The following is an 18,390-nucleotide window of genomic DNA, read 5'->3' as shown; positions in this document are numbered from 1 at the left end:
GTCCACCGTAGGCCGCTTTGGGGCGGCAGCATACGGATGGAATGCGAAATATGACGTTAGTGGAGAGTGAACATCAGTAACCGAATAACATTCGGTACATGGCCTTCTCCGAGATCGACTACACCGTGACGGACGGTGTCGCCACCGTCACATTGAAGCGCCCCGACCGCCTGAACGCCTTCACCTTTACGATGCGCAGTGAGTTGATCGACGCTTTCGATCAGGCCGACGCCGACGACGAGGTCCGCGCGGTGGTCGTCACCGGGGCAGGACGGGCGTTCTGCGCCGGAGCCGACCTGTCGGGCGGCGGCGCGACCTTCGGCCACGGCGAAGCCGAGCTCATCGACGGCTATCCCCGCGACGGCGGCGGCACCGTCGCGCTGCGCATCGCCGCCTGCCTCAAACCGGTCATCGCCGCCGTCAACGGCCCCGCCGTCGGCGTGGGCGCCATCCGCAGGCTCATGTGGTCCGGCCTGTCCGCCGAAAGTCCCTGGCAGGCGCACGCCGCCGACTCCCGTCTCATGGCCGAACTGGGCGGCGCCCCCGACGCCGTCGAAGGCGTCACCGCGTTCCTGGAGAAGCGGCCCGCCGCCTTCCCCATGCGGGTCAGCAAAGACCTGCCCGAGGGTCTGCCCGACTGGCCTTATCGTGATGAACATGTATGAGAGCACCGTTCTGCCCCTGCCGCCCGACTCCGAGGGCGAGGTCGTCGCGACCCTTCTCACCCGGCGGGCACAGTCCGGCTCGGGACGGGCCGTCCTCTACATCCACGGCTTCACCGACTACTTCTTCCAGGACCACATGGCCGCGCACTACGTCGCGCAGGGCATCGACTTCTACGCCCTCGACCTGCGCAAGTACGGCCGGTCCCTGCTGCCGCACCAGACCCGCGGCCTGATCAGGAGCGTCACCGACTACTTCCCGGAGATCGACGAGGCCGTCCGGATCATCCGGCGGGACCACGACTCGCTGCTCGTCAACGCCCACTCCACCGGCGGCCTGGTCGCCGCCCTGTGGGCCGACCGGGTGCGCGGCCGCGGGCTGGTGCAGGGCATGGTGCTCAACAGCCCCTTCCTCGACCTCAACGTCTCCGCTCCGGTACGGCTGGCCGCCGACCTGCTCAAGACCCCGCTCTCCTACACCAACAAGGCGCTGCCCCTGGGCATCAGCACCGCCTACGGCCAGAGCCTGCACCGCTCGGCCGGCGGCGAATGGGACTACGACCTCGAGCTCAAGCCGCTCACCGGCTTCGCCGTGCACGCCTCCTGGCTGGCCGCCATCCGCCGCGCCCAGCGCCGCCTGCACGCGGGACTCAACGTGGACGTGCCCGTGCTGGTCCTGGCCTCCAGCACCGGCCTGCGCCTGCGCGACTTCGCGCCCGAGGCGCGCAGCGCCGACATCGTGCTCGACCCGAAGCAGATCGCCCGCTGGTCCACCTCGATCGGCCCGCACGTCACGTGTGTGCGCATCACCGACGGCATGCACGACCTCGTGCTGTCGGCCGAGCCGGTGCGCAAGCAGGTCTTCGCCGAGATGGACCGGTGGAGCGCCGCCTACCTCTACCAGGGGAACGAGAACAAGCCGTAGTACGCGGCGGCGACGAGCAGCAGCCCGGTGCCGCCGACCACGCCGGCGATCGCCACGTGCTGCCACCGGGTCGGCTGCCATCCCTCGCGCAGCCCCGACACCACCGCCGCGACCGCGGTGACCTCCTGGATCAGCATGAGCACGGCCAGCGCCCGCACCAGCAGCCACCCGGCCAGCACCGCGGGCCAGGCCCCCGCCTGGTTGATCGAGAACATCACCAGCAGCGCGATGAACCCCAGCACCGAGACCAGCAACGCCAGACCCGTCCAGGCCATCCGGTGCAGGCGGCGCCGGATCGGCGGCCACAGCCTGGCGTTCATCTCGGCCATCTCGGCCGGTGCGCGCCTGCCGCCGCGCAGCCGTACCACCATGGAGGCGACGGGACCGGCCACGTAGCCGACGGCGGCCAGGCAGATCGTCAGCCCCAGCATCGTCCCGCCCGCGTACCACGGCGCGGCGGGCACGTCGCTGGCCTCGAACCGCTGCACCGGCGTCGCCCCGGCCAGGTGCAGCCGCGGCGTCGCGGTGTGCGGCAGCCCCTTGAGCCAGTTGGCCAGCGTCTCCAGGTACCCCTTGGTGAACGGCCCGCCCGACACCCGCAGCGCATGGTCGCCCTTGTCCATGAACCGGATGGTGTACTGGTCGTTGCCCGATTCCTTCATCGCGGCCGTCAGCGCCCGCGTGGACTCCACGAACGGGATCGACGGATCCGTCGTCCCGTACAACGCCAGCACCGGCTGCCTGATCTGCCGCAGCGCCGGCATCGCGTCGTAGCGCAGGAAGTTGAAGCCGACCCCGCCCATCGCCCGCGTGAGCAGGTCCCGCGCGCCCACGGGCGCGCGCAGCCGCAGCAATTGCTCGTTCAGCGCCCACGCCACCTGCCGCAGCGGGGAGACGTTCGGCGAGGACACGAGTACGGCGAAGCCGACGTCACGGCTCTTGGCCGCGGCGATCGGCACCACCCAGCCGCCCTCGCTGACCCCCCACAGCCCCACTCGCATCGGGTCGACGCCCGGCTGGGCGCGCAGCCAGCGCACCCAGCGCAGCGCGTCGTCGGCCAGCAGCCCGAAGTCGCGCTCGCGGAAGGTGTAGCCGTTGGTCCGCTTGTCGAAGGCGAGCGTCGCCACGCCCGCCCGGGCCAGGAAGTCGGCCTGCGGCGTGAACTCCGTCCGCGAGCCGTTGCCCGACCCCGAGACGAACACCATCCCCGGATGCGTCCCCGGCGTCAGCGGGAACCGGACCGTGCCCGACAACGACTGGCGCTCGGCCGCGATCGTCACCTCCTGGGTGCGTACCGGGCCGGAGGCCACCACGGGCCTGGTCTCCTCGGCAGGCTGCGGGGCGAGCGAGCGGAAGGCGGCGTCCACCTGGAGCGGAGGCGGGTCGAACGCGGGCGGGAGAGCGTAACCGACGGTGGCCAGAGCCACCAGCACCAATCCGGCGGCGACACTCAAGGTGCCACGGCCCGTCCGCATCGGCCTCCCCATGTGCGCTGGTTTGCCCACTGATCTTCTACCCTACTCCCGGCGTGTGTGGCGCAGGGGACCGCATTTGTCGGTGAGACCTGTTAGCTTCCTGCGACATGCGGATCCTGCACACGTCCGACTGGCATCTCGGCCGAACCTTTCACCGGGAGAGTCTTCTGGAGGGGCAGGCCGCCTTCGTCGATCACCTGGTCGAGACCGTGCGGGCCGAGCGGGTGGACGTCGTGGCCGTGGCCGGCGACGTCTACGACCGCGCGCTGCCGCCCGTGGACGCGGTGGCCCTGTTCGACGAGGCGCTGCGCCGGATCGTCGACGCCGGTGCCCGGATTGTGATGATCAGCGGTAACCACGACTCGGCGCGCCGCCTTGGCGTGGCCGCCTCGCTGCTGGATCGTGCCGGTGTGCACCTGCGCACCGACCCCGACCGCGCCTGGGAGCCCGTCGTCATCGGCGACGTGGCCTTCTACGGCGTCCCCTATCTGGAGCCCGAGCTGGTGCGCGGCCCCTGGGAACTGGCCGAGCGCAGTCACATGGCGGCTCTCTTTCATGCGATGGAGCGTATCCGGGCCTCGGCCGCGGAGCATCGCCGGGCCGTCGTGCTCGCGCATGTCTTCGTGACCGGGGGAGAGGCCAGCGACAGCGAGCGTGACATCAGCGTCGGCGGCGTGGCGCACGTGCCGCTGACCGCCTTCGACGGCCTCGACTACGTGGCGCTCGGTCACCTGCACGGCCGCCAGCGCATGTCCGAGTCCGTGCGCTATTCGGGCTCCCCGCTGGCCTACTCCTTCTCCGAGGTCAACCAGCGCAAGGGCAGCTGGCTGGTGACGCTCGGGGAATCGGCGGAGTTCGTCCCCGCGCCCGTCCCGCGCCCGATCGGGCGGCTCAAGGGCGAGCTGGAAGATCTGCTGACCGCGCCGCGTCACGCCGCCTATGAGGATCATTGGCTCCAGGTGGTGCTGACCGACGCCGTGCGCCCCAAGTCGGCGATGGACCGGCTGCGCGCCCGCTTTCCCCACACCCTGGCGTTGTCCTTCGAGCCGGTCGGCGCCACGCCCGCCGCCCGGCTGACCCGGATCCACGGGCGCCCCGAGACCGAGGTCGCGCTCGACTTCGTGCGCGAGGTCCGCGGCGAGCCCGCCTCCGGCGACGAGGAAGAACTGCTCCGCCAGGCCATCGAGGCATCCAGGATCAAGGAGGCAATGGCCTAGATGCGGCCACACCTGCTGACGATCACCGCGTTCGGCTCGTTCCCGGGCACGGAGACCGTCTCCTTCGACGCGCTGACCGAAGCCGGGCTCTTCCTCGTCCACGGGCCCACGGGAGCGGGCAAGACGACCGTCCTCGACGCGCTCTGCTTCGCCCTGTTCGGCAAGGTCGCCAACGCCCAGCGCGACAGCGCGCGCAGCCTGCGCTGCGACCACGCGGCGCCCGGCACCGGCCCGGCCGTGGCCCTGGAGGTGACCGTCCGGGGCAGGCTGCTGCGCATCGAGCGCTCGCCCGCCTGGCAGCGGCCCAAGCTGCGCGGCTCCGGCTTCACCGAGGAGAAGGCCAAGGTCATCGTCCAGGAACGCGTCGCCGACGCCTGGCAGGGCCTGACCACCCGCGCCGACGAGGCCGGCGACCTGGTCGGCGGCCTGCTGGGCATGAACGCCGACCAGTTCTGCCAGGTCGCCATGCTGCCCCAGGGCGACTTCGCGCGCTTCCTGCGGGCCGACGGCGACGACCGGCGCAAGCTGCTCGAACGCCTGTTCACCGTCAAGGTCTACACCCAGGCCGAGACCTGGCTGGCCGAGCGGCGCAAGCTGGCCTGGCGCGAGCAGCAGGAGCTCCGGCAGCAGGTGGACTTCGCCATCCAGCGGATCGAGGAGGCGGCCGGTGACGACCTGCTCGAGCCACCCGGGCGGGAGGCGGCCGGGGACGCCTTGTTCGAACTGCCCGGGCAGGAGGCGGCCGACCGGGAGAGCGACCCGCTGACCTGGGCAGGAGGGCTGCTGGAGGCCGCCCGCGCCGTGGTCACCGGCTCCGCCGCCCAGCACGCCGCCGCCGAGTCCGCGCTGCGCGAGGCCAGAAACTCCTGGGAGGCCGCCACCGCCCTGGCCGAGCGGCAACGCCGGCACGCCGAGGCCGCGACGCTGCGCCGTACCCTCGACGAACGCGCGGAGGAGCGCGCCGGCCTCCAGGCCCTCCTGGACGACGCCGCCCGGGCCGACCGCGTCCTCCCCCTGGTGACGGCCGCCCGCCAGCGCGCCGAAGCCGCCGCCAAGACCCGCACCCTCGCCGCCGACGCCGTCGCCCGCGCCCGCCCCCTGCTCGAAGGCGCCGCGGCGAGCATGGACGACCCCGGCTTCCCCGCCACGCTGGCCGCGCTCGAACGCGAGCGGCACGACGAGTCCGCACGCCTGTCCGAGCTGCTGACCGAGGAGGCCAGGCTGTCGGTGATCCGCCGCGACCTGGCCCGCGTCGAGGACGAACTCACCGGCCTGGCCACCGACGACGAGCACACCACCGCCCGGCTGGACGAGTTGCCCGCGCTGATCGAGCAGGCCGAGGGGCTGCTGGCCCAGTCCCGGGTGGACGCGGCCAAGATCCCCGCCGCCGAGGCGGTCCGGGTGGCGGTCGCCGACATCCTGGAAACCGACCGTGAGCTGGTACGGCTGGCCGCCCAGCTCGAGACGCTGACCCGGCGGCAGTCCGACCTGCGGCAGGCGGCGGCAGACCTGCCCGCGCAGCTCGCCACGGCGAAGGACGCCCTCGCCCGGGTACGCGCGGAGGCCGCCACCGTGCCCGCCGCCATCGCCGCCCGCGACGCCGCCCGCGGCGTGCTGGAGGCCGCCCGCCGCCGGGACGCGCTCACCGCCGAGCTCCAGGCGTCCGCCGGTGAGCTCAGGCAGCTCGTGGACCACGCGCAGCACCTGCGCGAACGCTGGCTCGACCTGCGCCAGGCCCGGCTGGACGGGATGGCCGCGGAGCTGGCTCGCGATCTGGCCGACAACCGGCCGTGCGTGGTGTGCGGCTCGCTGCACCACCCCGACCCGGCCGCACCCGCGCCCGCCGCGCCGTCGGCCGAGGACGAGCGGGCGGCCGAGTCGGCGCACGAAGCGGCCCTGGCCCGCCGGGAGTCGGCGGAACGGGCGGTCGCCGGCCTCGAGTCGCGGCTGAGCGCGGCCATGGAGGCCGCCACACCGTCGTATCCGCATCCTTGGTCGTCTCCGGGGGACGAAGAGCGCGGGGGTCGGCTCGTGGATCCGGGGCCGGCTGAGGACGGTTCGGACGGGGCCGGGCGTGGGCTCGGTGCGGAGGACGCCGCGCGGGCCGTGCGGGAGGCCGAGCAGGAGCTGGCCAGGCTGCGGGAGGTCGCCGGGCGTGAGCCCGTTCTGGCCGACGAGGTCGAACAGATCGAGGCCCGCCGGCAGCGGGCGGCCGAGCAGGAACGAGAGATCGGCGAGGCCCTCGCCGCCCAGCGCACTCACCACACCCAGCTCACCGCGGAACGCGCCCGGCTCCTGAGCCGCCTGCCCGCCTCCGTCCCAGGCCGTGTCCTCGCGGCGGGCGAGGCACCCGTCCCGGTCTCCGGTCACGCCGGTGCCCAGGGGGAGGCCCCCGTGCCGGGCCGTGGTCCCGACGCCGCCGATTCCTCCCCCGTGGAGGTGGGGCCGGAGGCGTTGCGGGCGGCCGTGGGTGAGGTGGATCGGTTGCGGCGTTCGGCGGGGCGGGAGGCCGGGCTGGCCGGGCAGGTGGAGCGGCTGCAAGCGGAGCGGAGCGAGCTGGAGGAACGGCTGCGCCGCGTCACGGCCAAGGTGGCGGCCTGCCGTACCCGGCAAGAAGAGCTGAGCGGTGATGCGGGGCGGCTGGCCGCGCGGCTGGACAGCGCGCGCGGCGGCGATCCCACGCTGGCGGCCCGGCTGTCGCGGCTCGGGGACGAGGCGGAGCTGCTGCGGGAGGCGATCGAGGCCACGACGCGGGCGGTCGCGGCGGCGCGGGAGCGGGAGGACGCGCGGGAGGCGGCGGCGCGGGCGGCCGAGGAGGCGGAGTTCGCGGACGTGGACGACGCGCTGGCGGCGGCTCGGCCGGATGAGGAGCGTGCGGAGAAGGACGCGCTGCTCAGGGAGCTGGACGCGCAGTATGCGGCGGTGACGAGCACGCTGGCCGATCCGGTGCTGGTGGCCGCGGCCGGGCAGGAGGCGCCTGATCTTCCGGGGCTGGATGCGGCCAGGGAGCGGGCCGAGGAGGAGTACGCGGCGCTGGTGTCGTCGCGAGATCGGGCGGCCGGGCGGGCGCGGCGGCTGGAGGAACTGCACGGCGAGCTGGCCGCGTGCCTGACGCGCTGGGAACCCGCCGCGCAGGCGCATAGGCTGGCCGAGCGGATGGCGTCGCTGGCCTCGGGCACGTCGGGGGACAACCAGTGGAGCATGAGCCTGTCCTCGTTCGTGCTGGGGGAGCGGCTCCGGCAGGTGGTCGCGGCGGCCAACGACCGCCTGGATCACATGTCGGGCGGGCGGTACCAGCTTCAGCACGACCTGCGGAAGACCGCGGGGGCGCGGGGACGGTCGGGTGGCGGGCTCGGCCTGCGGATCGCCGACGGGTGGACGGGGGTTGACCGGGATCCGGCCACGTTGTCGGGTGGCGAGAGCTTCATCACCTCGCTGGCTCTCGCGCTCGGGCTGGCCGACGTGGTGACGGCGGAGGCCGGCGGGGCGGAGATCGGCACCCTGTTCGTGGACGAGGGCTTCGGCACGCTGGACGAGGACACGCTCGACGGCGTCCTGGACATCCTCGACGGTCTGCGGGACGGCGGGCGCGCCGTCGGCATTGTCAGCCACGTCGCCGAACTCCGCACCAGGATCCCGGCCCAGCTCAAGGTCACCAAGTCCCGCACCGGCTCCACCCTGTCGGTGACCGGGGTGTGAGTCAGCGCGGCGGGGGTCAGCGGGTCAGCCACCAGATGGCGAGGACCACGGCGCCGATCGCGAGGGCGATGGCGTACTGGAGGACGAATCGGCCGAGGCGGCGGCGCACGTACCCGGGGCGGTGACGGTCTGCGGTCATAGGTCCCCATTGTGCAGCCTTCGCCTCTTTGGAGTGCCGGACCGCGACCCCAGGTGAAGCGCGCGGTCAGATTTCCGGCGGCACAATCGCGGTGACCCCGCCTCGTTTAGGGGTGTGCCGTCACCGGAGCGGCGTAGCAGGCTCGCAGTTCAGAACGTGTGACCCGGATTGCTCACTCAGCACGGTGAATCCCCGGTGAACGACGATGAACGGAGACCCCCGATGTTCAGGCGCATCCTCCTCCTGATCCCTGTCCTGTTATCCGTCCTGGCCCTGCCCGCGCCCGCCCGGGCGCAGCCGCCGGCGTCCCTGCGCATCCTGCTGACCAACGACGACGGCTACCAGGCCCCGTTCACCCTGCACCTGCGCCAGGCGCTGATCGCCGCCGGGCACGACGTGACGATCGTGGCGCCGGCGGGCGACTCCAGCGGGGTCGGCACCTCGATCAACATCAGGTTCGGCACGACCGTCGAGGCGGCCGAGATGTCGCCCGGCGTGTGGGCGATCGCCGGCACGCCCGCCGACGCCGTCTCCTTCGGCGTGCGGAAGGTCTTCGCCGCGGATCCGCCCGATCTGGTCGTCTCCGGCCCCAACCAGGGCGAGAACGTGGCCGCCGCGGTCAACCACTCCGGCACCGTCGGCGCCGCGGTGACCGCCCTGGAGGTCGGCATTCCGGCACTCGCCCTGAGCACGGCCCGGCAGGGTTCGGCCTTCCCCGGCGCCGCCCAGGCGGTCGCCTTCGGCGTCAAGCTGGTCAACCGGCTGGCCGCCACCGCGCCGAACGGCCTGCTCCTGCCCGCCAGGACGGCGTTGAACGTCAACTATCCGGCGGCGCCGACCGGCGAGGTCCGCGTCTCCCGCCTGGGCAGGATGCTTCCGGTGACCGTCGACTACCTTCCGGCCACGGACGTGTGCGCCCGTTGCTACCGCCTGCAACCCTTGTTCGCCACCACCCCCGACCCCGTGGCCGACGCCGACCGCACGCACCTGGCGGCCGGAGCGGTCACCATCACGCCCCTGACCGACAACTGGGAGGCCAGGCCCGCGATCGCGGCCCGGCTGGGCGCCCGTCTGGACGACCTGACCCCGTGACGGCGGCGCCGTAAAAGATCTTGAAGGGACGTGTCACAACGGGCAGGGCTGTCCCGTCTAGAGGGTGTAGATCGCAGAAAACGGTCGCACTAAAGGGAGTGGGACATCATGAGGAAGCAGATCCTGGTCGTCGGTGGCGGATATGTCGGTCTTTACGCCGCGAGGGGGCTGCGCAAGCTCATCCGCAGCGGCGAGGCCGAGGTCACCATCATCGACCCCCGTGGCTACATGACCTACCAGCCGTTCCTCGCCGAGGCCGCCGCTGGGGCGATCGAGCCCAGGCACGTGGTGGCCCCGCTGAACCGGGTCCTGCGCGGGGCGAAGGTGCTGATCGGCAAGGTCACCCACGTGGACCACGACCGCCGGGTCGCCACCTTCCAGCCCGCCCAGGGGCGGCCGTACGAGGTCGCCTACGACATCGTCGTCATGGCCGCCGGTTCGATCACCCGCGGGCTGCCGATCAAGGGACTGGCCGAGCACGCGGTCGGCTTCAAGACCGTCGGCGAGGCGGTCCACCTACGCAACCACGTGCTGGCCCAGCTCGCCGCCGCCGCCTCGACCGACGACCCGGAGGTGCGCCGCAGGGCGCTGACGTTCGTGGTGGTCGGCGGCGGGTTCGCCGGCGTCGAGGCGCTGGCCGAGATGCAGGGCCTGGCCGACGACGCGCTGCGCTACCACCCCGGGATCGCGCGGGAGGAGCTCAGCTGGACGCTGGCCGAGGCGACCGGCGGCATCCTGCCCGAGCTGCACGAGAGCCTCGGCGAATGGACCGCGGAGGCGCTGCGCAAGCGGGGCGTGGACGTGCGGCTCAACGCGCCGCTCGTCTCGGCGGAGAACGGCGTCGCCACCCTGAGCGACGGCACCACGCGGGACGCGGGCACGATCGTCTGGGCCGCCGGAGGACGCCCGAACCCGCTCGCCGCCGCCAGCGGCTTCCCCGTCGACAGGATCGGCCGGATCCGCGCCACCGAGTACCTCACCGTGGACGGCCTGCCGGACGCGTTCGCCGCCGGTGACGGCGCGGCGGTGCCCGACCTGACCAACCCCGGCGCCTTCACCGCGCCCAACGCCCAGCACGCGGTACGGCAGGCCAAGCTGCTGGCCCGCAACCTGGTCGCCTACGTCCGGGGCCGCAAGCTGAAGGCATACAAGCACGCCTACCTCGGCTCGGTCGCCGGGCTCGGCCACCACCAGGGCGTCGCCCAGGTCTACCGGATCAAGCTCACCGGCTTCCTCGGCTGGCTGGCGCACCGCGCCTACCACCTGGCCTGGGTGCCGACCTTCAACCACAAGGCGAAGGTCCTGGCCGACTGGACGCTCGCGATGTTCTTCCGCCGCGAAGCCGTACAGCTCGGCGGGCTGGAGCACCCGGAGACCGACTTCCAGGAAGCCCTGGCCACCGCGCCGACCCAGGCGCAGACCGGCCGCGCCGCGTGAGCGCTAGCCGGTGTAGCCGGGGAAGAGCAGGGACAACTCGCGCGGGTAGGTCGCGATCAGACGCAGTTCGTCGTCGGTGAGCGGCCTGCCCGTCATCGCGTTGCAGAGCTGAACCAGCCGGAACGCCAGATCCTCCTCGGCCACCTCTGCCCCCAGCCCCTCCATGACGTGGCGGAACCCGGCCTTGCCGCCGTACTCGCCGGTCAGCACGACCCGCCCGTCCCGCGCGTGCCAGTCGCCGGGGAACGGCCCGAGCGACGCCTCGTCGTAGAGCTCGTAGTTGCCGTGGTCCTTGAGCGCGCCGTCGGCGTGGATGCCGCTCTCGTGCGCGAACGCGTTGCGCCCCACCCCCACTTGGTTGTACGGCAGCGCCTGCCCGAACGCGTAGGCCGCCCACAATCCGAACCTCCTGGCCCACGACAGATCCAGGTCGTCACCGATCTCCGCCTTCTCCAGGCCGAACCCGTGCCGGAACGCCAGGATCGTCGAGAGCAGATCGGCATTGCCCGAACGCTCCCCGATGCCGTTGACGCACGTGTTGATCCACGCGTCCTGCCCCGCCTCGAGATCCCCGAGCGCCCCGGAGACGGAGTTGGCCACCGCCATCCCGAGATCGTTGTGGCAATGGGTCTCGACGGGCATCCCGGTGGCCCCGGCCAGGCGGGCGAAGCGCTCGCGGATCCGGTCCGGGGTGTCGCCGCCGATCGTGTCGCAGTACCGCACCCGGTCCGCCCCCGCCTCCTTGGCCGCCAGCGCGAACTCCAGCAGGAACCCGTCGTCGGTGCGCGAGCCGTCCTCGGCGTTGACCCCGACGGTCGCGGCCCCGGCGCCCTTGGCCGCGCGCACCGCCGCGGTCATCTCACGGATGATCGCCGCCCGGTCGAGGCGGCCCTTGAACTTGTTCTGGATCATGTAGTCGGAGGTGGAGATCGACAGGTTGTAGTGGCTCAGCCCGAGCGGCGCCGCCTTCTCCACGTCCTGCGCCACACCCCGGCACCAGCCCGACAGCCTGAGCCCCCCGAACGCCCCCGCCTCGGCCAGCGCCACCTGCGCCCGGACATAGGGCACCTCGTGAAACAGAAACGGGAACCCGATCTCCGACTGCGCCACCCCGAGCTTGCCCAGGTAGAAGTTGACCATGGTCTTGCCGAACTTCGACAGCCCGGTGCGCGCGGTCTGCACGCCGTCCCGGTTGGTGACATCGAGGAAATGAACCTTTGCCATGTCTCTCACGTTGACATGTGGCTTCAATGTGTATCAATATTGATTTTCGTCAACATGGACAGAGGGCGCATGGGCCGGGTGACATGGACCGGGTGACATGGACCGGGTGACATGGACCGGGTGACATGGACCGGGTGACATGGACCGGGTGACATGGACCGGGTGACATGGACCGGGTGACATGGACCGGGTGACATGGACTGGATCGACGCCGCCACCGCTGCCGACTGGCTCGGCGTCAAACCCGCGACCCTCTACGCCTATGTCAGCCGTGGCGTACTGAAACGCCGTCACGAGGGCCGCCGCAGCCTGTTCGACGCCGCCGAGATCGACCAGCTGGCCCGCCGCGGCCGCCCCCGCAACCAGCCGCCCGACCTGGTCATCGAGTCATCGGTCACCACCCTCGGCCTGGACCGCCCCTACTACCGCGGCCACGACGCCCTCGACCTGGCCCGCACGGCCACCTTCGAGTCCGTCGCCGGCCTCCTGTGGGCCGACGAGGCCCTCGCACCCCGGCCGGGCGACCTCGCACCCCGGTCGGGCGACCTCGCACCCCGGTCGGGCGACCCCGCACCCCGGTCGGGCGACCCCGCACCCCGGTCGGGCGACCCCGCACCCCGGTCGGGCGACCCCGCATCCTGGTCGGGCGACCCCACACTCCGGTCTGGCGACCCCGAATCTTGGGTAGGCGACCCCGGACCCTGGGCCGGCGACCCAGCCGCCCTGCACGCCGCCCGCACCGCCCAGCTCTCCCTGCCCGGCGGCCTCCTGCCCTTGGACCGGCTCCAGGTGATCGTGACCGTCCTGGGCGCCACGGACACCCTGCGCCACCACCTCGACCCCGCCTCGGTGGCCGCCACGGGGCGACGCCTGATCGCGGGCCTGGTCGATGCCCTGCCTCCGGTGGCGGAGGCGGGCTCCGGCGACGTCCCGGGCACTGCGGGATCCGGCGGCCGGGAGCAGGGCGCTGCGACGGCGCCTGGCGACGTCCGGGGCACCGTGGCAGAGGCCGGCGACGGCTCTGTTGGTGTGGCGGGGTTTGGTGATGTCTCGATCGCCGAGCGCCTCTGGCCCAAGCTCACCCAGTCCCCGCCTTCCGCCGGACTCCTCTCTGCCCTGCGCGCCGCCCTCATCCTGCTGGCCGACCACGAACTGGCCGCCTCCACCCTGGCCGCCCGCGTCGCCGCCTCCGCCAAGGCCGACCCCTACGCGGTGGTGCTCACCGGCCTGGGCGTCCTCGGCGGCCCCCTCCACGGCGGCGCCTCCTACGGGGCCGAGCGCCTCCTGTCGGAGGTGACCGAGCCCGCCCTGGCCCCGCGCGTGATCGCCGATCGGGTACGGCGGGGCGAACGCATCCCCGGCTTCGGCCACAGCGTCTACAAGAACGGCGACGCCCGCGGCACGACCCTCCTGGACCTGATCGGGACGGCCGCCCCCGGCCACGACCGCCTCGCCGCCGCCCACGCCGTCCTGGCCGAGACCCGGCGCCGCCGCCTCCCGGAACACAACATCGACCTGGCCCTGGCCACCCTCGCCGCCGTCACCGGCATGATCCCCGGCGCCGGTGAAGCCATCTTCGCCGTGGCCAGGTCCGCCGGATGGCTGGCCCACGCCATGGAGGAGTATGCCCGGGGGTCATTGCTCCGCCTGCGCGCCTCTCACCCGCCGGGACACAGGGCCGGAGTCCCGCGGCACCCGGCCGGCGGCGCTTCGTAGCGGTGCGCTACCCCGTCCGACATGAGAAGCGCCCGCCGACCGGCGCCCGCGCACGGCGGGGGGAGGTGTGGGGGCGGCTCCGCCGTATATGGATCTATCAAGCAGGAACCACTGCGTGGCGCGTCCACTGCGTGGCGCGTCCACTGCGCGGGGCATCTACTGCGTCGCGCATTCACTGCGTAGGACATCAACTGTGTGAGGCACCAGTTGCATGGCGCACCATCTGCGTGGCGCATCAACCACGAGGAACAGCAACCACGAGGAACAGCAACCACGAGGAACAGCAACCACGAGGAACAGCAACCACGAGGAACAGCAACTACCAGGGAACGGCCGCCGGGGGCGTCAGTAGCCGCGGGTGCGGCGGGAGGCGGGGCGGATGCGGCGGGCCAGGTCGTGGCCGCGGAAGGCGCGCAGGACCTCTGAGCCCATGATCACCCCGGCCCCGATGGCCAGCGCGATCGACAGCGCCTCGATGAGATGGAGCGTCCCCCTGGACAGCTCGCCCAGGCTCATCTCCAGCATGCCCTTGTACAGCACCGACCCCGGCAGCAACGGCCCGATCGCCGGGATCACGAAGACCATCGACGGAACCTTCACCCGCCGCGCGAACGCCGTGCCGAGCAGCCCGACCACCGCCGAGGCGACCGTGGTCGCGACCACCGACGGGAACCCCCGCCACGTCAGGAACACGAACGTCACCCAGATCAGCAGCCCGCCCAGCGCCCCCGGCAGCAGATAGCGGGGCGGCACCAGCAACGCCACCGCGAACGTCAGGCTGACCCCCGTCGCCCCGACGAGCTGCGGCGTCGCCATCGACAGCGGCGCCACCGGCACGTTGTCCACGGTGATCGGCACCCCGAGCTTCACCGCCAGGGCGAGCATGGAGCCGATGCCCGAGACGACCGCCGCGACGATGAAGACGACCTCGGTGAGCCGGGCGGTGGCGGTGACGTACTCGCCGGCGATGCCGTCCTGGACGCAGGCCACCAGCGGCCGTCCCGGCAGCAGCGCGATCACCGCCCCGACCACCACGGCCGAGGCCGGGACCGGCACCTCCCGCCAGATCAGGAGTACGGCGATCAGCGCGCCGAATCCGGCGGCCACGGCGAGCTGGAAGAACTCCGCCACCCCGCGCCGTCCCAGCCACGCCCCCGCCCGGTCGCCCAGGACGGTGGCCGCGAACGCCGCCGCCGCGACGATCAGGTCGCCGCCGATCAGCACCGCGGCCGAGGCGGAGATCAGCGCCAGCGAGCAGACCACCGCCCATTCCGGATACACCTTCACCCGCCGGGTGATCTCCCGCAGCCGGTCCTTCGTCTCGGCCAGCGTCAGCCCCTCGGCGGTGATCTCCCCGACCAGCCCGTGCACCGCGATCAGCCGGTCGTAGTCGGGCTGCCGCCGCCGCACCCGGCGTTCGGCGGTGGTGGCCGCCCGCCCGTCCTCGGGCACATGCGACAGCGTGATCGCCGACAGGTTGACGTCGGCCTCGACGTTGCGCAGGCCGTAGGTCTCGAGGATCCTGCGCATGGCGCCGCCGACGTTCTCGGTCGCCTCGCCGCTGCCGAGCAGCAGCTCGCCGACGCGGAGCGCCAGGGCCATGGCACGATGCCCGTCGGCATCGGAGGCGGTGTATGTCATCGGATTCCGGACGTTAGCCGCCTGCCCGGCCGCCGCCGCGCAGGCACACCGAAGGCTGGCCGATCTTTCAGGAAGCGGGCCGCTCCACGTAGTGGGCCAGGGCCTTCACCCGCTCGGCGTGCTGGTCGTGCCCGATGATCACCGGTGGTTCGTTGTACGGCATGGCGTCCGACGACCGCCTCAGCTTGATGTACTGGCCACAGGCGTCGATCGCGTACGGCTCCATGTCGTCCTGGAGGGCGCCGATGACCGTGATGCCGTATGTTTCGCCGATCCGCCGGAACAACGCCACCGCCTCCCGCCGGTGCTCCTTGCCGAGGTTCCGCCCGAGCTCGTCGAGCACCAGGCACAGGTGCCCGCCCCCGGAGGACGCGATGGCCGCCGCGCACACCAGCTTGACCGCCTTCTCGTCCATGAGCGCGGTGTTGGCCCGCCGGTTGTACGGCACGAATCCCTGCCCCTCACCGCGCTTCCACTTCGGCGTGACCCGCCACTGCCAGCGCTGCTCCGGGTCGGCCGGAGGCGGCGGCACCGGGAACTCCAGCGTCGCCCCATAGCCGCCGTAACCGGTGTCGAGCTTGTCGAACTCCTCGGCCACCCGGGTCAGCCGCGCCTTGATCGCCGCCGTGAGCGCGGCCCGGTGCACCGCCGTGGACTGCGCCGCCTCCTCCGCGCCCTTGTCGGCGGCGGCCAGGTCGCGCTGGCGGGAGACGATCTGCGCCTCGATCTGGCGGCGCTGGTGCTTCTCGTACTCCTCCTGCCCACGCAGGTACGACGCCAGGGCCCCGCACACCGCCGCGAACGTCGCCTGCTCGCGCGCCGTGCTGCCCGCCCGCTCGGCCAGCAGGAAGCCGAGCTCCTCCGGGATCTCGTCGTCCTCTTCCGGGAACGTGTCGCGCTGCGCCTGGTCGAAATGCCGCTCGGCCATCCGCCACCACTCGTCGGCCCCGCGCGGACGCTCCTCCTCGGTCAGCGCGCCGATCCACTCCCGCGCGCCCTCGGCCGTGCCGCCCCAGTCGGCGGCCAGGGCGTCGAGCTTGAGCCCCTCCCGCTCGCCGCCGACCCGGCGATCCTGCCCCAGCGCCTGCTCGCGCTCGGCCTCGTGCCGCTGCCTGCGGCCCTCCATGCGCTCGATCTCCATGTCACGGGTGCGCGCGCGGAAGTCCAGCGATCCGGCCAGCCGCTCGGTCTCGGCCACCTTGGGCGTGACCTCCTCCAGCGCCCCGGTCAGCTCGGCCAGCTTGGCCCGCCGCTCGGCCAGCCGTTCCTCGATCTGGGCCAGGCGTACCGCCGCCTTGGCGCCTTCGAGCCGCCGCTGCGCCTCCGCGACCGCGCCCTCGGCATCGTGTACGGCCTGCGTCGCCGCCTCCTGGGTGTCCATGGCCCGGTTCAGCCGGTGCTCGGCCGCCTTGATCCGCGCCTCACGCCCGGTGGCGACCCCGTCGAACGCCCCCACGACACTGACCCCGGCCGAGGACACCAGCACCGAGCCCGGCAAGCCGGCCAGCGCCGCTGCGGCGGCCTCCAGCTGACCGGCGTCCACGATCACCGCATGCTCGTTGGGCCACCCGCGCAACCCCGCCAACCCCAGCCCATCGGGCCCGGCTGCGCCGCGGGCGTCGTCGCGGGCCTGTTCGGCGACGTCCAGGGCGTCCAGGAGGCCGGTGGCGGAAAGCCCCGCGGCCGACAGGGCGTTGAGCTGCGCGGCGGCCGGACCGCCCTCGGCGTCGTCGAGCGCCGCCTGCGCCGAGGCCACCTCCCGGTCGGCCACGCCCAGCGCCTTCAGCGCCTCGTTCAGCCGGAGCCTGGACTCGCCCACCTCCCGCTCGGCGGCCGGGACGTCGCGCCCGTCGGCGAAGCGCCGCGTCTCCTCCAGCGCCGGAATCTGACCACGCAGCTCGTCGGCGGAGTTGGCGGCCACGGCCCGGTCGGCCTCCAGCTTGGCCGCCCGCGCCTGCAACGCCGCCAGCTCCCGCCGCGCCTCGCTCACCTTCCGGTCGAGCGTGTCGTCCTTGAGCGAGGCGATCTCGGCCTTGACCGTCGCGATGGCCTCGGCCGCCCGCTCGGCCGCCTCCTGGTAGGTGACCGACTCCGCCGCCAGCGCCTCGTCCTTGGCCGCCGCGTCGGCCAGCTTCCTGGCCTGCCGTCCCCGCCAGCAGCGCAACGCCTCGGCCAGCCGTACCCGCGCCTGATCGCGGCGGTCGAACGTGGTCAGCAGCGCCTTCGACTCCGCCTCGAACTCCGCCAGCCGATCGCCCGCCTGCGCCGCTCGCACCCGCTTGGCGTGCTCGTCCCGCCTGGCCTCGCGCTCCTGCTCCAGCTCGGTGTCGAGACCGGTCAGCGCCGCGATCGCCTCGAACACCCGCTCCGGCGAGATCTCGTTGAGCGGCTGCGACAGCAGGTTCGTGGCCACCTTGCTCCGCACCGACGTGGACAGGAACGACACACATCGCACCCGGTCGCCGTAAAGCACCTTGGTGAGGTCGCGGGCCACGACGTCCCGCCGCCCGGCCGACTTGGGCAACGCCGCCCACATCTCATCCGCCCTGGCCACCCGATCCGCCTCGGAGGCGGCCGCCGCAAGGTGCACCCCCTCGCGCCACCGGATCTCCAGGTGCGGCGCCTCCTGGTTGACCCGCAGCCAGACGGTGATCGCGCCACCCGTGGGCATGGCGAACAACTCGCCGTCCTCCTCGCCGGGGGAAGGCCGCTCCTCCTCAGCGCCCGTCATCTGCTCACCGGGCGGCCCGAAGACGCCCACGATGTACCCGTGGTCGGCGCTGGCCCACTGCTTGCCGCCCGCCCCGCTGGCCAGCTCGGCGTTGAACAGCAGCTCCGAGACCGCCTTCGCCCCGGACGCGAACCGCCACTGCTCGTCACCGAGCAACGCGGTGACCGAGGCGATGAACGACGACTTCCCGGCTCCGTTGGAGTCCTTGGGCCCGGCCCCGGCGACCACGATCAGCGTTCCGGGCACGGTCGGCACGGGATGCGTCGACAGCCGGGAGATGTTGACCGCCTGCACGGCGATCAGGACCCGGTCCCCGACGACGTTTTCCACCTGCGACACCCTCAACCCCCGTGACTCGTACGACGACCTGCCCCTGCTGCCCGCCCGGGCCCGGCACACCCGCGCCCCCCGCCTTTCGCGCGGCTCACCCGA

Annotated in this window: 12 protein-coding genes; 7 read left to right on the top strand and 5 right to left on the bottom strand. The window is 72.8% G+C overall.

The window, feature by feature from the left end:
* The first annotated feature begins 98 nt into the window (after window positions 1–98).
* Window positions 99–665, top strand: coding sequence for an enoyl-CoA hydratase-related protein (locus FVE25_RS08065; protein WP_157245804.1), 567 nt, complete (start codon window positions 99–101; stop codon window positions 663–665).
* Window positions 658–1,587: an alpha/beta hydrolase gene (locus FVE25_RS08060; protein WP_157245803.1), complete on the top strand. Its 930-nt coding sequence runs from the start codon at window positions 658–660 to the stop codon at window positions 1,585–1,587. Before FVE25_RS08065 ends, FVE25_RS08060 begins: the two co-directional genes overlap by 8 nt.
* Here the strand turns inward: FVE25_RS08060 and FVE25_RS08055 are convergent.
* Window positions 1,560–3,062, bottom strand: coding sequence for an alpha/beta hydrolase family protein (locus FVE25_RS08055; RefSeq protein ID WP_157245802.1), 1,503 nt, complete (start codon window positions 3,060–3,062; stop codon window positions 1,560–1,562). The two genes, FVE25_RS08060 and FVE25_RS08055, sit on opposite strands and share 28 nt — an antisense overlap.
* Window positions 3,063–3,169: 107 nt before the next feature.
* Here FVE25_RS08055 and FVE25_RS08050 point away from each other — a divergent pair, with 107 nt between their 5' ends.
* Together FVE25_RS08050 and FVE25_RS08045 are read left to right on the top strand one after the other, a co-directional pair.
* The gene (locus tag FVE25_RS08050; RefSeq protein ID WP_157245801.1) at window positions 3,170–4,279 is read left to right on the top strand and encodes an exonuclease SbcCD subunit D; all 1,110 of its coding nucleotides are present in this window, start codon (window positions 3,170–3,172) and stop codon (window positions 4,277–4,279) included.
* Window positions 4,280–7,978: an AAA family ATPase gene (locus FVE25_RS08045; RefSeq protein WP_157245800.1), complete on the top strand. Its 3,699-nt coding sequence runs from the start codon at window positions 4,280–4,282 to the stop codon at window positions 7,976–7,978.
* 16 nt (window positions 7,979–7,994) lie between these two features.
* Here the strand turns inward: FVE25_RS08045 and FVE25_RS56200 are convergent, their stop codons facing one another.
* Complete coding sequence (locus FVE25_RS56200) at window positions 7,995–8,117, bottom strand: hypothetical protein (RefSeq protein ID WP_281367828.1); 123 nt, start codon at window positions 8,115–8,117, stop codon at window positions 7,995–7,997.
* 222 nt (window positions 8,118–8,339) lie between these two features.
* Between FVE25_RS56200 and surE the strand changes: the two genes are divergently transcribed.
* Window positions 8,340–9,209: a 5'/3'-nucleotidase SurE gene (gene surE, locus FVE25_RS08040; RefSeq protein ID WP_157245799.1), complete on the top strand. Its 870-nt coding sequence runs from the start codon at window positions 8,340–8,342 to the stop codon at window positions 9,207–9,209.
* 108 nt (window positions 9,210–9,317) lie between these two features.
* Entirely contained in the window at window positions 9,318–10,646 is a 1,329-nt protein-coding gene (locus FVE25_RS08035) for an NAD(P)/FAD-dependent oxidoreductase (protein WP_157245798.1), read from the top strand.
* Window positions 10,647–10,649: 3 nt separating this feature from the next.
* On the opposite strand, the gene FVE25_RS08030 is transcribed toward FVE25_RS08035, so the two are convergent.
* Window positions 10,650–11,870, bottom strand: coding sequence for a LeuA family protein (locus FVE25_RS08030; protein WP_157245797.1), 1,221 nt, complete (start codon window positions 11,868–11,870; stop codon window positions 10,650–10,652).
* Between the two features lie 195 nt (window positions 11,871–12,065).
* Between FVE25_RS08030 and FVE25_RS08025 the strand changes: the two genes are divergently transcribed.
* Entirely contained in the window at window positions 12,066–13,586 is a 1,521-nt protein-coding gene (locus FVE25_RS08025; RefSeq protein WP_157245796.1) for a citrate synthase, read from the top strand.
* Between the two features lie 345 nt (window positions 13,587–13,931).
* Here FVE25_RS08025 and FVE25_RS08020 read toward each other — a convergent pair whose 3' ends face one another.
* Window positions 13,932–15,227, bottom strand: coding sequence for a threonine/serine exporter family protein (locus FVE25_RS08020; RefSeq protein ID WP_157245795.1), 1,296 nt, complete (start codon window positions 15,225–15,227; stop codon window positions 13,932–13,934).
* A gap of 67 nt (window positions 15,228–15,294) precedes the next feature.
* Window positions 15,295–18,297: a coiled-coil domain-containing protein gene (locus tag FVE25_RS08015; protein WP_157245794.1), complete on the bottom strand. Its 3,003-nt coding sequence runs from the start codon at window positions 18,295–18,297 to the stop codon at window positions 15,295–15,297.
* Window positions 18,298–18,390: the final 93 nt, after the last annotated feature.

The sequence above is a fragment of the Nonomuraea typhae genome (assembly GCF_009760925.1).
GTDB lineage: Bacteria > Actinomycetota > Actinomycetes > Streptosporangiales > Streptosporangiaceae > Nonomuraea > Nonomuraea typhae.
Note: the sequence above shows the minus strand (reverse complement) of the source record. Positions and strands in the feature narration are given on the sequence as shown.

Excerpts from the sequence above, each read along its gene's own strand:
- FVE25_RS08020 (WP_157245795.1), bottom strand. The coding sequence starts at position 15,227 with ATGACATACACCGCCTCCGATGCCGACGGGCATCGTGCCATGGCCCTG.
- surE (WP_157245799.1), top strand. The coding sequence starts at position 8,340 with ATGTTCAGGCGCATCCTCCTCCTGATCCCTGTCCTGTTATCCGTCCTG.
- FVE25_RS08030 (WP_157245797.1), bottom strand. The coding sequence starts at position 11,870 with ATGGCAAAGGTTCATTTCCTCGATGTCACCAACCGGGACGGCGTGCAG.
- FVE25_RS08055 (WP_157245802.1), bottom strand. The coding sequence starts at position 3,062 with ATGCGGACGGGCCGTGGCACCTTGAGTGTCGCCGCCGGATTGGTGCTG.
- FVE25_RS08045 (WP_157245800.1), top strand. The coding sequence starts at position 4,280 with ATGCGGCCACACCTGCTGACGATCACCGCGTTCGGCTCGTTCCCGGGC.
- FVE25_RS08060 (WP_157245803.1), top strand. The coding sequence starts at position 658 with ATGTATGAGAGCACCGTTCTGCCCCTGCCGCCCGACTCCGAGGGCGAG.
- FVE25_RS56200 (WP_281367828.1), bottom strand. The coding sequence starts at position 8,117 with ATGACCGCAGACCGTCACCGCCCCGGGTACGTGCGCCGCCGCCTCGGC.
- FVE25_RS08035 (WP_157245798.1), top strand. The coding sequence starts at position 9,318 with ATGAGGAAGCAGATCCTGGTCGTCGGTGGCGGATATGTCGGTCTTTAC.
- FVE25_RS08050 (WP_157245801.1), top strand. The coding sequence starts at position 3,170 with ATGCGGATCCTGCACACGTCCGACTGGCATCTCGGCCGAACCTTTCAC.
- FVE25_RS08065 (WP_157245804.1), top strand. The coding sequence starts at position 99 with ATGGCCTTCTCCGAGATCGACTACACCGTGACGGACGGTGTCGCCACC.
- FVE25_RS08025 (WP_157245796.1), top strand. The coding sequence starts at position 12,066 with ATGGACTGGATCGACGCCGCCACCGCTGCCGACTGGCTCGGCGTCAAA.